Origin of the sequence: Ferrimonas sp. YFM (assembly GCF_030296015.1) — a bacterium.
Lineage (GTDB): Bacteria > Pseudomonadota > Gammaproteobacteria > Enterobacterales > Shewanellaceae > Ferrimonas.
Genome location: NZ_AP027368.1, coordinates 4,210,281 through 4,224,607, shown reverse-complemented (window position 1 = coordinate 4,224,607; position 14,327 = coordinate 4,210,281). Strand labels below are relative to the sequence as shown.

11 protein-coding genes are annotated in these 14,327 nt (G+C 63.4%); all 11 read left to right on the top strand.

Annotated features, from left to right (window positions below):
* The 11 genes from mreC (at window position 1) to QUE41_RS19495 (ending at window position 14,321) form a co-directional block, all read left to right on the top strand.
* The gene (gene mreC, locus QUE41_RS19545) at window positions 1-849 is read left to right on the top strand and encodes a rod shape-determining protein MreC (RefSeq protein ID WP_286340627.1); all 849 of its coding nucleotides are present in this window, start codon (window positions 1-3) and stop codon (window positions 847-849) included.
* Entirely contained in the window at window positions 842-1,324 is a 483-nt protein-coding gene (gene mreD / locus QUE41_RS19540; RefSeq protein ID WP_286340626.1) for a rod shape-determining protein MreD, read from the top strand. Before mreC ends, mreD begins: the two co-directional genes overlap by 8 nt.
* Window positions 1,325-1,326: 2 nt before the next feature.
* A complete protein-coding gene (locus QUE41_RS19535; protein ID WP_286340625.1) occupies window positions 1,327-1,890 on the top strand; it encodes a Maf family protein in 564 nt (187 codons plus the stop codon).
* A 33-nt stretch (window positions 1,891-1,923) separates the two neighbouring features.
* The gene (gene rng / locus QUE41_RS19530) at window positions 1,924-3,396 is read left to right on the top strand and encodes a ribonuclease G (RefSeq protein ID WP_286342983.1); all 1,473 of its coding nucleotides are present in this window, start codon (window positions 1,924-1,926) and stop codon (window positions 3,394-3,396) included.
* Window positions 3,393-7,298, top strand: coding sequence for a YhdP family protein (locus QUE41_RS19525; RefSeq protein ID WP_286340624.1), 3,906 nt, complete (start codon window positions 3,393-3,395; stop codon window positions 7,296-7,298). The genes rng and QUE41_RS19525 overlap by 4 nt, the downstream gene beginning before the upstream one ends.
* A gap of 8 nt (window positions 7,299-7,306) precedes the next feature.
* On the top strand, window positions 7,307-8,119 hold the full coding sequence (locus tag QUE41_RS19520; protein ID WP_286340623.1) for a carbon-nitrogen hydrolase family protein: 813 nt from the start codon (window positions 7,307-7,309) through the stop codon (window positions 8,117-8,119).
* Window positions 8,120-8,144: 25 nt separating this feature from the next.
* Window positions 8,145-9,593: a metalloprotease TldD gene (gene tldD / locus QUE41_RS19515; protein ID WP_286340622.1), complete on the top strand. Its 1,449-nt coding sequence runs from the start codon at window positions 8,145-8,147 to the stop codon at window positions 9,591-9,593.
* A gap of 168 nt (window positions 9,594-9,761) precedes the next feature.
* Window positions 9,762-11,129: a TolC family protein gene (locus QUE41_RS19510; RefSeq protein ID WP_286340621.1), complete on the top strand. Its 1,368-nt coding sequence runs from the start codon at window positions 9,762-9,764 to the stop codon at window positions 11,127-11,129.
* Entirely contained in the window at window positions 11,126-12,100 is a 975-nt protein-coding gene (locus tag QUE41_RS19505; RefSeq protein WP_286340620.1) for an HlyD family secretion protein, read from the top strand. Before QUE41_RS19510 ends, QUE41_RS19505 begins: the two co-directional genes overlap by 4 nt.
* Window positions 12,097-13,170, top strand: coding sequence for an ABC transporter permease (locus tag QUE41_RS19500; protein ID WP_286340619.1), 1,074 nt, complete (start codon window positions 12,097-12,099; stop codon window positions 13,168-13,170). The genes QUE41_RS19505 and QUE41_RS19500 overlap by 4 nt, the downstream gene beginning before the upstream one ends.
* Complete coding sequence (locus QUE41_RS19495; RefSeq protein WP_286340618.1) at window positions 13,167-14,321, top strand: ABC transporter permease; 1,155 nt, start codon at window positions 13,167-13,169, stop codon at window positions 14,319-14,321. Before QUE41_RS19500 ends, QUE41_RS19495 begins: the two co-directional genes overlap by 4 nt.
* Window positions 14,322-14,327: the final 6 nt, after the last annotated feature.

The window sequence follows — 14,327 nt, the reverse complement described above, 5'->3', positions numbered from 1 at the left end:
ATGAAACCCTTCTTTATCCAAGGTGCGTCTCCGCAATACCGCCTGTTCATGGCGGTATTGCTTTCTCTCGCCCTGATTCTGGCCAACGACCGGCTGTTGCCCCTGCGCTCCGCCATGGCCACCCTGGTGAGCCCGCTGCAGTACCTGGCGAATGTGCCCGCTCTGGTGCTGGATGAGCTCTCCACCAACCTGTCTACCCGAGCCGAACTCCTCAAGGAGAACGACCGCCTGCAGCAGCGCCAGTTGCTGATGAGTGAGCAGCTGCTGAAGATGGCCAACCTGCAGGAGGAGAACGCCCGCCTGCGTGCCCTGCTGCAATCCCCGACCCGCAAAGACGCCCGCCGCATGGTGGCCGAGGTGATGTTTGTGGACCGTGATCCCTTCAAGAGCCAGGTGCTGATCGACAAGGGGCTGAACGAAGGGGTGTATGTGGGCCAGCCCGTGCTGGACGACTCCGGCGTGGTGGGGCAGGTGACCGAGGTGGCTCAGACCACCGCCCGGGTGTTGCTGATCGCCGACTTTACCCACGCCATTCCGGTGCGGGTAGCTCGCAATGACGTGCGAGCGGTGGCCCATGGCAGCGGCAAACTGAATCAGCTGGAGCTGGCCAATGTGCCCATGAGCACCGACGTTCGCGTGGGGGATCTGCTGATCTCCTCAGGATTGGGGCAGCGCTTCCCCGAAGGTTACCCGGTGGCCACCGTAACCCAGGTGGTGCGGGACGAGGGGATGACCTGGGCCCAGATCAGTGCCGAACCCGTGGCCCACCTGGATCGAATCCGTTATCTGCTGCTGCTGTGGCAGAACGAAGTACAGGGCAATGCCTCTCAGGAGAACTCAGATGGATAAGCCACAGCGTTACGGCATCATCTGGATCAGCATCCTGATTGCCCTGTTCCTGCAGATCATGCCCCTGCCTCAACTGGTGGCAGACTGGCGCCCGGACTGGGTGATGCTGGTGCTGGCCTACTGGACCCTGGCCCTGCCTCACCGGGCCGGTATTCTGACCGCCTTTGTGGTCGGCCTGTTGCTGGATGTGCTGCTGGGGGCCACCCTGGGGGTGCGCTCACTGGCGCTGTCCGTGGTGATCTACCTGGTGGTGCTGCAGTACCAGAAGCTGCGTCACTTTGCCTGGGTTCAGCAGATGAGCGTCATTGCCATGCTGAGCCTGCTCAGCCATCTTCTGGTATTCTGGGCAGAATATCTGCATAGCGGTGTCCAGCTCTCCTGGGAATACCTGAAGCCGGTGGTGATAACCCCCCTGCTGTGGCCCTGGGTTTTCTGGTTGCTCAGGCGTACCCGCCGTCACTACAAGGTTAAATAGTCATGACCCTGCCAAACTGCTTCCTGGCCTCCTCCTCCCCTCGCCGGAGGGAGCTGCTGGGACAGCTGGGCTGTCAATTTGAGTGTGTCAGCCCAGAGATCGATGAAACCCCGGGAGTCGGTGAGAGTCCAACTGATTATGTGGCTCGCCTGGCCAGGGAAAAAGCCCGCGCGGGTGAAGCCCTGACCGACCGCAGCCGTCCCGTGCTGGGATCGGACACCGTGGTGGTGCTCGACGGCCGGATCCTGGGTAAGCCTGCGGATGAAGCCGACGCCATGGAGACCCTGGCCGCCCTGCAGGGGCGCGACCATCAAGTGATGACCGCCGTGGCCCTGGTTCAGGGGGAGCGGCTGGAGCAGGCTCTGGTGACCACCCAGGTCAGCTTCAGCGCCATGTCCCCGCAACAGATTCAGGAATATGTGGCCAGTGGCGAGCCCATGGACAAGGCCGGCAGCTATGGCATCCAGGGATTGGGCGGCGCCTATGTGAAGGCGATAAACGGCAGCTACTCTGCCGTGGTGGGCCTACCCTTGGTAGAGACCCGAGAACTCTTATCCCGTTTTTAACAGCTTGGAGGTCAGGTGCATCCCTCATCAGTCATCGGTACCGAACTACTGATCAACGTCACCCCCACCGAGAACCGGGTGGCGCTACTGGAACGTGGCCAACTTCAGGAGGTGCACGTCGAACGGCGTGGCCGACTGGGGATCGTCGGTAACATCTACCGTGGCAAGGTGACCCGGGTGTTGCCTGGCATGCAGGCGGCCTTCGTGGACATCGGCCATGAGAAAGCGGCTTTTCTCCATGCGTCAGACATCATCCCTCACACCGAATGTGTGGCGGAGCCTGAGCAGAAGCAGTTTCAGGCTCAGGACATTGCCTCCCTGGTGCGTCCCGGCCAGGACATCACCGTCCAGGTGACCAAGGACCCTCTGGGCACCAAAGGCGCCCGGCTGACCACCGACATCACCCTGCCTTCCCGCTACCTGGTGTTTATGCCCGGCGCCGCCCATGTGGGGGTGTCTCAGCGCATCGAATCCGAGGAGGAGCGGGAGCGCCTGAAGAAACTGGTGGCCCAGTTTGTGGACACCGATGGCGGCTTCATCATCCGTACCGCCGCCGAGGGGGCCTGTGAGAAGGAGCTGGCCCATGATGCCGCCTTCCTGCGTCGGGTGTGGCGCAAAGTCAGCGAGCGTCAGCAGCGACCCGGCGGCAAGGTGATCCCCCTGTATGAGGATCTGACTCTGCCCAGACGCCTGCTGCGGGACCTGGCGATCTGCAACATCGAGCGGGTGCAGGTGGACTCCCGTACCGCCATCAAGGAGCTCAGCGAGTTCGCCCAGGAGTTTGTACCCGACGTGGCACCGGTTCTGGAGCACTTCACCGGCCCATCGCCCCTGTTCGATCTCTACGACGTGGAGAACGAGATCCAGCGGGCCCTGGAGCGCAAGGTGGAGCTGAAGAACGGCGGTTACCTGATCATCGATCAGACCGAGGCGATGACCACCATCGACATCAACACCGGCGCCTTCGTGGGTCACCGTAACCTGGAAGAGACCATCTTCAACACCAACCTGGAAGCGACCCGGGCCATTGCCCACCAGCTGCGCCTTCGCAACCTGGGTGGGATCATCATCATCGATTTCATCGACATGACCTCGGACGAGCACCGCAACCGGGTCCTGAGCACCCTGGAGGCCGCCCTGGCGGTGGACAGGGTGAAGACCAGTGTCAGCGGCTTCTCCCGCCTTGGGCTGGTGGAGGTGACCCGCAAACGTACCCGGGAAAGCCTGGAGCACGTGCTCTGCGGTGAGTGTCCGGTGTGCAAGGGCACCGGCACCCTGAAGACGGTGGAGACCGTCTGTTACGAGATGTTCCGGGAGATCATCCGGGTGGATCGCCAGTACGACGCCGACGAGTTTTCCGTTTACGTTTCCCCCGCGGTGCACGATGCCTTGATTGGGGATGAGGCTCACAGCCTGGCTGAGCTTGAAGTGTTCATTGGCAAGCGCATCCGTCTTCAACCCGAACCCCTCTATGCCCAGGATAAGTTCGACGTGGTGATGATGTGACCCTGGGCCCCGGATTCCGGCGACTGCTGAGCTTCTGTTGGTACACCGCTGCAACCCTGATAGTGCTGTTTGCGCTGTTGGTGGCGGCGGTGCGTACCCTGCTGCCTGAGCTGGATTCCATCCGGGAAGAAGTGACCGCCCAACTGAGTGCCCAGAGTGGCCTTGAGCTGGAGTTTGGCCGCCTTGGGGCCAGCTGGAAGCCCAAGGGGCCGCAGCTGGTGATTCAGAACTTCCGTCTGCCCGCCCAGGAAGATCTCGACCTGGATGTGAGGGTCGAGGAGGCGGTGGCCCAGTTGGACTTCTGGGCGTCGCTGGCCGATCTGGACCTGCGTTTTGACCAGGTCAGTTTCTCCGGCGTGGAGGTGCGCCTGATGGGGCAGCTTAGCACCGGCAGCGGAACCGGCTCTGGCGGCGCCATCGACGCCTTCAAGCGCACCTTCCTCCACGGCCTGCGCCAGTTGAACCTGGAAGACGCCCGACTCTATCTCCCCCTGTCTGAACAGGAGGGGGAACCCATCCATTTTGCCAATCTGCAATGGCGTAACCAGGGCAACCGTCACCTGGGCGAGGGCCGCCTCTACCTGGACAGCGACAGCAATCAGGACGAAACCATGAGGCTGGCGCTGGAACTGCGCAGCGATCAGGATGAGTTGTTCGGTCGCGGCTATGTGCAGGCGGCGCAACTGGATATCGGTGACTGGCTGGCACGGCAGATGGGCAGTGACAGCCGCCAGTTCTCCGGGGTTCTGAACATGGAATCCTGGGTGACCTTCGATGAACATGGCCTGCGCAGTGGCCAGGTGGAGTTTGGCGAGAGTGACTTCAGCTGGCAGCAGCCCGAACCCCAGCGCATGGCCATCAGCGGCGGCCGCCTGGTGTGGTCTCCGACGGAAGCCGGTGGCCTGCTGGCCAGCCAGGACCTGCAGTTTCAGAGTAACGGCGAGCCCTGGCAACCTACCCATTTTGCCCTGCGCCACGGCCAGGGGGATCTCAGCCTGTGGTTCAGTGGGCTGCAGCTGGATAAGCTCAAGCCCCTGCTGGGGGTGATTCCGGGCATCAAGAACCGCTCCCTGTCCGACATGCTGGCGGCCAATGGCCGGGGTGAGATTCAACAGATCCGCGCCCAGCGGCGGGATGGGCAGTGGGCCCTGGCTGCCGACCTGAAAGACCTGGGGTGGGACATGAGCGGCAAGGTGCCCGGCGTCGCCGGCATCAATGGCCGCCTGACCTGGACCGGCGCCCTGGGGCACCTGCACCTGCCCAGCCAGAAGGCCGCCCTGTACTGGCCCTGGCAGTTCAGCCATACGGTCAAGTTCTCCGAGCTCAGTGGCGATCTGTTCATTCATCAGCAGGATGGTTGGGTCATCACCACGGACAATCTGCGCCTGGACGGGGAGATCCTGGAGGCGGATCTTGAGGCGGCTCTGCTGTTGCCCAAGGAGCAGCCGGTGCGGCTGCAGCTCTACGGAAACGCCGGACTGAAACAGATGGAGGAAGCGGACAAGCTGTTCCCCCGCAAAGCGATGGGCGAGGGTCTGTCAGACTACCTGGCTGCGGCGATCCAGGGTGGGCATACCGATAATGCCCAGGTGCTCTGGCATGGCGACTTTGCCGACTACCCTTATGCCCATGGTGAAGGGGTGTTCCAGGCGGGCTTTACCATGGAGCAGGGACAGTTCCAGTTCCTCGAGTCCTGGCCGGCGGTCACCGACATCACTCTTGATGCCATGTTTGAGAACATGCGCATGGACATCTGGCTGCGCCAGGGACTGCTGGATCAGGTACCGGTGGAAAATGCCCATGTGTTCATTCCCACCCTGAATCGCAGTGCCACTCTGACCGTGGCCGCTGCGGTGCGCACCGATGCCACTGCGGCCAGTGAACTGATGGCCAAGTCCTCTCTGTCCAGCAGCGTGGGTGCCACCCTGAAACAGCTGCAGATCGGCGGTGATGTGGCCACCAGCCTGGATCTCACCTTCCCCCTGGGCAGTGCCGTTTCAGATCAATCCCCCAGCATTCTTGGGCGGGTGGCCCTGTGGGACAACCCCATCCATATCCAAGCACTCTCGACTGAGCTCTCCTCGGTCCGGGGTGAGCTGAGCTTCGACTCCGACAAGGTCCGCTCAGAAGGCTTGCAGGCGCAGATCTTCAATCAGCCACTGACCCTCAAGGTGGACACGGGCAACGATGGCGACGTCTATCGCGCCCAGGTGGACCTTAGCGGCCGCTGGCACACAGACAACATTCCCGAAGGGCAGAGCTTCCCCCTGTTTGACCATATCGAGGGGCAGGCCCAGTGGCAGGGCAAGCTGGAGATGAACTTCCGCCAGGATGGGGCCTATGCCTATCAGGCCAAGGTGGAGACCAGTCTGGAAGGGCTGGAGGTGGACCTGCCGGCCCCTGTGGGCAAGAGTGCCTCTACCCCGATTCGCACCGTGCTCGAGGTGAATGGTGACCAGGCCGGGGCCCGGCTGATGGCGACTCAGGGTGTGCGCGTCGGGTATCTGGCCGAGTTTGAAGTCGACAGCATGGGGTTCCACTGGCCCAGATACCAGTTGGCCATCGGCAAGCGCCCCAGCCTGATTGGGGTGGGCTCCGGGTCCATCGACCTGGCCATGTCCCAGGTGAAACTGCAGGACTGGTTGCCTCTGATCACCGGATTCGTCACCACCACAGGAGACGGTTCCCAGGGGGTGGTGCCGCCACTGACCCGGGTGAGTGGCTCCCTGTCCCGCTTAGATATCTTTGGTTTGCACTTCGACCAGACCCTGCTGGAGGGTTGGCCCGAGGAGCAGGGCTGGCGTTTCAGGGCAGAAGCGGATCAGATGCGCGGCGAGGTGCTGTTCGGCCGGGACTGGCAGCAGGATGGCCTGAGCATCGACGCCGACCGATTGCAGATGGAGTGGGACAGCAAAGAGGGCCCCAGTGAGCCGGAAGCGGCTGCCCTGATCGCGCAGATGCCGGCGGTGCAGGCCAAAGTAGGCAGTTTCCACATCCGCGATCTGGACCTGGGTGAACTGACCCTGACCACCGCCCATGAAACCGGCGGTTACCGGGTTCAGCAACTACAGCTGTCGCGCCCCGAATATCAGTTGCAGGCCCAGGGGTTCTGGCAGCCTGAGGGGGAGCTGACCCGCTTCGATCTCTCCGGCTCTCTGGAGAGCGAGGACTTCGGCAAGATGAGCTCGGTCATCGGTCAGCCTCTGGGGGTGGAGGAGTCCACCCTGGATGCCAGGTTCGACGTGAGCTGGCAGGATGCGCCCTGGGCCATGGATATGCCAAGTCTGGACGGTGACCTTGAGTTTGCCTTCGGCAAGGGCCATCTGTCCCAGGTGTCCGACAAGGGCGCCCGGATTCTCTCCATGTTCAGCCTGGATTCCCTGCTGAGAAAGCTGTCGCTGGACTTTACCGACGTCTTCGGCAAAGGCTTCTATTACACCAGTTTTGACGGTTCCATCCAGTTCAATGATGGGCTGGCCAGCACCCGCAACACCGAGCTGGACGGGGATGCGGGGGTCATGAAGATTCGCGGCAGCTCCAACCTGGTGAACCGGGAGCTGAATTATCGCATCACCTTCTCGCCCGCCCTGACCGCCAGTGTCCCCGCGGTGGCGCTGATGTCCGGTGCCTCCCTGACCGTCGGGGTCGGCGCCTTCGCCGTGTCCAAGATTCTGGAACCGGTGATTGAGGTGATTACCCAGCTAAACTATAAACTTACAGGTACCTTCGATGATCCGGTTCTGGAGGAACTGGAACGGGACAAGCGGGAGATCCGCATCATCGAAGAGGAACCACAGCCTGAGCCTCAGTCTCAGGTCAGGCCCAACACTCAGGCCCCCGATTACATGGAAGCCCTGCCGGAGCCCTTACCCGAAGGTGAGAGTCGTACGGTAGGTCAGTAGGAGAGTTTATGCGGCTGTACGCCCTGCAGTGCTGCTCCACAGCAGACCCCGAAGAGAATCTGGCGCGGTTGCGCCGGCAGCTCGCCCCACTGGCGGCACAACCCGGCGACAAGCTGGTGGTGTTGCCCGAATGCGTGCTGGCTTTCGATGGTCCCAAGGGACAATGGCAGGCACTGGCGGAGCCCCTGGACGAGGGGCCCATGCAGGCCCAGATGGCGGAGCTGGCCCAACTGGCCGGGTGCACCCTGGTGGCCGGCACTCTGCCCATCCTGGCGGAGGATGGCCGGGCCTACGCCTCGTCCCTGGTGTTTGATTCCCGGGGGCGGCGTGTGGGGCGGTACGACAAGCTTCATCTGTTTGATGTGACCGTTGGAGACAATACCGGCCACTATCGGGAGAGTGACACCACCCATCCTGGCCAGCAGATTGAGGTGATAGAAACATCCCTGGGACGAGTGGGTCTGGCGGTGTGTTACGATCTGCGTTTTCCCGAACTGTTTCGGGAGATGACCGCCCGGGGCGCACAGATCCTGGTGTTGCCCAGCGCCTTCACCCGTGTCACCGGAGAGGCTCACTGGGAGGCGCTGCTCAAGGCCCGCGCCATCGAAAACCAGGTGTATCTGGTGGCCGCCGGTCAGGTGGGCGTGCATGCCAACGGCCGGCAGACCTGGGGTCATTCGATGATCCTCGACCCCTGGGGTGAGCAGCTGGCCGACGCCGGTGAACAGGAGGGGATGATTGATGCCCCCTTCGACAGAGAACGTATTCAGGAGGTGAGGCAGGCGATGCCTTGCCTCAATCATATTCGGTTGCCCCTGTAGGGCAGCACAAGGAACCTAGGACGCCATGACTTTAGAGAAAGCCAGCGCAACCCTGCTGCAGCCCGCCGGGCTGGACCTCAATGATCTGGAGCGGATTCTGTCCCGCATCCACAGTCACAAACTGGATTACTCCGATATCTACCTGCAGTCGGCCCGCCATGAATCCTGGGTGCTGGAGGATGGCATCGTCAAGGAGGGCAGCTTCAACATCGAGCAGGGTGTGGGCATCCGCGCCATCGACGGTGAGAAGACCGGCTTCGCCTACGCCGATGAGGTGACCCTGGACTCCCTGCAGCAATCCGCCGATGCCGCCCGTGGCATTGCCGCCAGTGGCGGCGAGGGCAGGATCAATGCCCTGGCCGGCGTTGGCAGTGCCCGGCGTTATCCTGCCATCGACCCCATCGGCACCTGGGAGCAGCAGCAGAAGCTGTCGCTGCTTCAGGAGATGGACGCCTATGTGCGCGCCCTGGACAGCCGGGTGCAGCAGGTGATCGTCAGCCTCAGTGCCGCCTACGAGGAGGTGCTGGTGGCCGCATCCGACGGCACCCTGGCTGCCGATGTGCGGCCCCTGGTGCGCCTGAACTGTTCGGTGATCATGGTGGAAGGGGATCGCCGGGAACGTGGCAGCGCCGGCATGGGCGGCCGTCATGGCTTCGAACAGCTGGATGTGACCGACGAGCAGGATCGTCGCCGCGCATTGCAGCTGTGTCACGAAGCGGTGCGTCAGGCCGAGGTCAACCTGAGGGCGGTGGACGCCCCCGCCGGTGAGATGCCGGTGGTCCTGGGGCCTGGCTGGCCCGGGGTGCTGCTGCACGAAGCGGTAGGCCACGGCCTGGAAGGGGACTTCAACCGCAAGGGCTCCAGTGCCTTTGCCGGTCGTATTGGCGAGAAGGTGGCCAGCGATCTGTGCACCGTGGTGGACGATGGCACCCTGGAGGGGCGCCGCGGTTCGGTCAGCATCGACGATGAGGGCACCGAGGGTCAGCACACCGTGCTGATCGAGAACGGCATCCTCAAGGGTTACATGCAGGACAAGCTCAATGCCCGGCTGATGGGGATGGCGCCGACCGGTAACGGCCGCCGCGAGTCCTACGCCCACATGCCCATGCCTCGGATGACCAACACCTACATGCTGGGTGGTGACAAGGAACCGGGTGAGATCATCGAGTCCGTGGAGCGGGGCATCTATGCGCCCAACTTCGGCGGTGGCCAGGTGGACATCACCTCGGGCAAGTTCGTGTTCTCCGCTTCAGAGGCCTACCTGATCGAGAACGGCAAAATCACCACCCCCATCAAGGGGGCGACCCTGATTGGCAACGGTCCGGAAGCGATGCAGACCATCTCCATGGTGGGCAACGACCTCTCCCTGGACAAAGGGGTGGGTGTTTGCGGCAAGGAGGGGCAGAGTGTCCCCGTCGGCGTGGGCCAGCCCACCCTGAAGCTGGACCGTCTGACCGTGGGCGGCACAGACTAAGCCTGCTTGAGGCACAGAAATGCGGGGTCCTTTGGGGCCCCGTTTTTGTTGCTGCCGTGAAAAAACTCTGGTGTTGGTGCGACTTAGAGATCAGACGAGTACGAAAGCACTCGACTGTGGAACTGGATGGAGTAAGATCTAGAGTTTCGACTCTAACTTGGACAGACGATGAGACATTGGATCTGTGCCCTGCTTTGCTTCAGTGGCGCCCTGTCTGCTCAGCCCCTGAGCCTGCACCAGGCCTGGCAGCGGGTGGAGAGCGTCAGTGACAAGCTTCAGGCGCAGCAGCAGGCCCATCAGCGGGCCGAGGCGGAGCTGGGCGTGGCGCAGCAGTTGGGTGACCCCAGCCTGACCCTGAGAGGCAGCTACCTGAGGCTGGACCGGCCGGTGGAGCTGGACGCCAGGGCAATCAACCCCCTGCCGCAACTGCTGTCGGCGCTGCCGGCCGGATTGCTTCCCCCTTTGCCGGACTCCGCCTGGAAAACCGAGATCACCGACCGCGATATCTACCATGCCAGCCTGCAGGCGGTGTGGCCCCTGTATGTGGGCGGGCGCATCGAGGCGGCCAAGAGCATCAAGGCCGCCGAAGCGGAGCAGCAGAAACAGCAGACCCGACTGGATACCCAGGAGCGCTTTACCACCCTGGTGGAGCGTTACTTTGCCCTGGCATTGACCCGCAAGGTGGAGCAGCTGCATCAGGCGAGGCTGGAGACATTGAAGCAACACCTGGCCAATGCCGAGGCGCTGCAGCGTCAGGGGCAGATCGCCGAAGTGGAGAAGCTCAATGCCCAGGTGGCCATGGAGCAGGGGGAGGTGGCCCTGTCTCAGGCGAGCCGTCGACGTGTCCTGGCCCAGATGGCCCTGGATACCCTGTTGCAGCAGAAGGGCAGCGAATTGAGCCAACCCCTGGCTCTGCCGATGCAAAGCCCGGATCTGGATAGCTGGCACCGGCAGATGCTGGACACCCATCCTGCCTTGGCGTTGTTCGGCGCCAAAGAGGCCCAGGCCAAGGGGGCCATCGAGGCAGAACGGGGCCGCTATAAACCGGAGCTGGCGCTGGTGGGCAACTACAGCTTCGATGTGGATGAGAGCCTGCTCTCCGAGCTGGAGCCCGAGTGGATGGTAGGGGTAACCCTCAAGGTGCCGATCTTCACCAATGATGGGCGCAATGACCGGGTTCGTGCGGCCAAAAGCGCTCAGCTTCAGGTGCAGCACCTCAAGGCGCAAACCCGGCAGGACCTGGATCTGCTGATGGCCTCCAGGGAGCAGCAGCTGACCCAGGCCCAGCATGAGTACCGTGCCCTGGCCAGCGCCGAATCCCTGGCCAGGGAGAACCTCAGGTTGCGTCAATTGGCGTTTGCCCAGGGGCTGGGCACCTCCATCGATCAGGTGGACGCCGGTGACAAGCTGCTGGAGGTGCAGACCGCCCGCGCCGCAGCCCAGTACCACTACCTGGTGGCCCTGGGGCAACTGGCGGCCATGAGTGACAACCAGTCGCTGCTGTTCCAACTTCTGATGAGTACCGAAACCCAATGAAACGACTGAATCAACTTTTTGGTCTGCTGGCGGTATTGCTGCTGGCGGGACTGGCAGGCCGAGCCGCCTGGACCCTGAGCCAGCCGGACGCCAAGTTTATCCAGGGCCAGATCGAAGCCCGTCAATACCACGTCTCCTCCAAGGTGCCTGGGCGCCTGGAACGGATTCTGGTCCATCGTGGCGATCAGGTAGAGCGGGGCGACCTGCTGTTTGCCATCAGCAGCCCGGAGCTGGAAGCCAAGCAGACTCAGGCCAGAGCCGGCCTGGAGGCGGCCGAGGCGCTTAAGGCCCAGGCGGACAATGGTGCCCGCCGTCAGGAGGTGTTGGCGGCCCGCGAACAGTGGCACAAGGCTCAGGCCGCCGCCGAGCTGGCCCGGGTGACCTTTGACCGGGTGGAAGCCCTGTTCGACGAAGGGGTGGTGGCTCGCCAGAAGCGGGACGAAGCCTACACCCAGTGGCAGGCGGCCCAATTCACCGAGAAGGCCGCGGAAGCGGTGTACCAGATGGCGGAGGAGGGTGCCCGCCAGGAGACCCGGGATGCCGCCGCCGGCAAGGCGCTGGCCGCACGGGGCCAGTTGGACGAGGTGCAGGCGGTACTGGCGGACAGCCAGATGCGAGCCCCGCGAACCGGCGAGGTCAGCCAGGTGTTGCTGGATGAGGGGGAGCTGGCGCCCACAGGTTTCCCTGTGGTGACCCTGGTGGACATGAGCGATGCCTGGGCCCTGTTTAACGTTCGAGAGGACAGCCTGGCCCGTTTCCCCGAGGGAGAACAGGTGCAGGTGCGCATCCCCGCCCTGGACAGCAGCTTCCCCTTCAAGGTGCGCTACCGCTCGGTGCTGGGGGATTACGCCACCTGGAACGCCACCGAATCCGGCATGGCCTTCGACCTGCGCACCTTTGAGGTGGAGCTGGTGCCTGTGGACACCATCCCCGGTCTGCGAGCCGGGATGACCGCGCTGATCGAGCAATGACCAAATCCATCGTCGTCCTGCTGCACCGCAGTATCCGGGATCTGCTGTCGGACCCCTGGCAGGCCAGTCTGATGACCTGGTTGCCGGTGCTGTTGGCCCTGTCTCTGTGGGGAGTGTTTGCCCGCAGCCTGCCCACCCAATTGCCGGTGGCCTGGACAGACATGGACAACACCACGGTCAGTCGTGCCCTGGGCAGGCAGTTGCAGGCCAGTCCGGCCATCGGCCTGGTGGCCTACGCCACCGAGGCGGACGCAGAGCGGGCGATGCGACGGGGTCAGGTGTATGCCCAGGTAGTGATTCCGCCCAGGTTTGCCGCAGATCTGATTGCTGGCCGTCAGCCCCAGCTGCCGATGCGCTATAACGCCCAGTATCTGCTCATGGGCAAACGGCTCTACTCCGCCGCCGCCGGCGCCATTCGCGGCGGACTGGCTGAGGTGGGGGCCCAGGGGGCCCTCGCCGACGGCACCCCAACGGAGTCGCTGCCCGCGGTCATGGCCCCGGTGAATGTCTCCATGACCCCCATGTTCAATCCGGACCTGGGCTATCTGCCCTTCCTGCTGCCCGGTTTGCTATTGGCACTCTACCAACTGCTGGTCAGTGCCACCCTGGTGAATGCGGTGGCCAGGGGCAAGCGAGGCCTCCCCCTGCGGATCATGTTGCTGCTGCTGTGGTGGTGGCTGATGGGAGGCATTGGTCTGCTGCTGCTCTATTCCGGGCTCAATTTGCCCATGGCGGGGTCGATGCTGATCCTGTGGCTGGGGATGATCCCCCTGCTGGGGGCCATCGCCGGCATCATCCTGCTGGTGGCCATGGTGGTGGATGACCCGGTGCGGGCCACCAGCGTCGGCGGTGCCCTGTTTGCCCCGGCCTTCGCCTACATGGGGATCAGTTTTCCCCTGGAGTCTATGCCTGCGGCCGCCCAGATCTGGCGGGTGCTGATGCCCAGTACCCACTACCTGCCGCTGATGCTGCAGGCGGGGGCCAACCACAACTGGTCGGCCACCTGGCCGCTGTTGATGATGTCCCTGCTGCTGATCCCCGTGGCCTGTCTCTACCGGAGGATGCCATGAGCTGGTGGCAACTGTTCAAGCAGGAGTGGCAGGGGCTGCTGGCGGACAAGGCGGCGATGCTCACCGCCATCGGCGGCATCCTGTTCTATGCGGTGATCTATCCTCTTCCCTACTCCAATCATGTGGCCCTGGACCAGCCAGTGGCGGTGGTGGACCTGGACCAGAGTGCCAGCAGTCGTCAGCTCCTGAGAATCTGGCTGGCCTCGCCCAAGGTGGCGCTGACCCGGGTTTACCCTGATCAGCGGGCGGCGGAGTCTGCCCTGACCGAAGGGGACCTGAAGGGGATGATCGTCATCCCCCATCAGTTCGAGCGTAACCTGTATCGGGGAGAGCAGGTGCAACTGGCCGCCGCCGGGGACGGCAGTTTCCTGCTGCCCTACAGCAATCTGGCCACCGCTGCCCTGCAGGGGGCGGGTTACCTTGGGGCGTCGGTGCGGCTGCAACGCAGCGTGGCCTCCGGCGGTGACATCGCCACAGAGCTGCGCCGGTTGCAGCCGGTGGAGACTCAGTTCCAGCCGGTGTTCAACCCGGGCATGAGCTACTCCAGTTATGTGCTGCCCGGCGCCCTGGTGCTGATTCTCCACCAGACTTTGCTGATGGTGGCGGCGATGCTGGGGGCCAACAACTGGAACACCCGTGGCGCCTGGCCCGGCTACCCCACCGTCACCTGGCTGTGCGCCCGCACCGCGATGCTGGCCTGCCTCTATCTGCCCTCCTGCGTTCTCTATTTTGACCTGGTGCTGCCCTGGCAGTCGGTGGCCATGGCGGCCTCTGTGGCGACCATGGTCAGCGTGCTGACCCCCTTCCTGCTGGCCACCGCCCTGGCCGGGGTGGCCATCAGCACCCTGTTTCAGCGTCGGGCGGTGCCGGTACAGCTGATGGTGCTGACTGGCATGCCGATCCTGTTTACCAGTGGTTTCGTCTGGCCCACGGACAGCATGTCCGCCCTGCTCAGTGGTCTGTTTGCCTGGCTGCCGGCCCAGCCGGCGATGATCGCCATGATCAAGGCGAACCAATTGAATTTGGGGCTGTCTGGATTGGGGTACGAACTGTCCTCCCTGTGGCTACAGGTGCTAGCATGGGGCATCCTGGCCCTGTTGGGGCTGAAACGACGTCAGGCCTTGGGCAGCCATGATCCCACCGACGTCTGATTCGTA

What these genes read in the sequence shown, in the direction of transcription:
- QUE41_RS19510 (WP_286340621.1), top strand. Translation starts at nt 9,762, where the DNA reads ATGAGACATTGGATCTGTGCCCTGCTTTGCTTCAGTGGCGCCCTGTCT.
- QUE41_RS19505 (WP_286340620.1), top strand. Translation starts at nt 11,126, where the DNA reads ATGAAACGACTGAATCAACTTTTTGGTCTGCTGGCGGTATTGCTGCTG.
- QUE41_RS19500 (WP_286340619.1), top strand. Translation starts at nt 12,097, where the DNA reads ATGACCAAATCCATCGTCGTCCTGCTGCACCGCAGTATCCGGGATCTG.
- tldD (WP_286340622.1), top strand. Translation starts at nt 8,145, where the DNA reads ATGACTTTAGAGAAAGCCAGCGCAACCCTGCTGCAGCCCGCCGGGCTG.
- QUE41_RS19535 (WP_286340625.1), top strand. Translation starts at nt 1,327, where the DNA reads ATGACCCTGCCAAACTGCTTCCTGGCCTCCTCCTCCCCTCGCCGGAGG.
- QUE41_RS19495 (WP_286340618.1), top strand. Translation starts at nt 13,167, where the DNA reads ATGAGCTGGTGGCAACTGTTCAAGCAGGAGTGGCAGGGGCTGCTGGCG.
- mreD (WP_286340626.1), top strand. Translation starts at nt 842, where the DNA reads ATGGATAAGCCACAGCGTTACGGCATCATCTGGATCAGCATCCTGATT.
- mreC (WP_286340627.1), top strand. Translation starts at nt 1, where the DNA reads ATGAAACCCTTCTTTATCCAAGGTGCGTCTCCGCAATACCGCCTGTTC.
- QUE41_RS19520 (WP_286340623.1), top strand. Translation starts at nt 7,307, where the DNA reads ATGCGGCTGTACGCCCTGCAGTGCTGCTCCACAGCAGACCCCGAAGAG.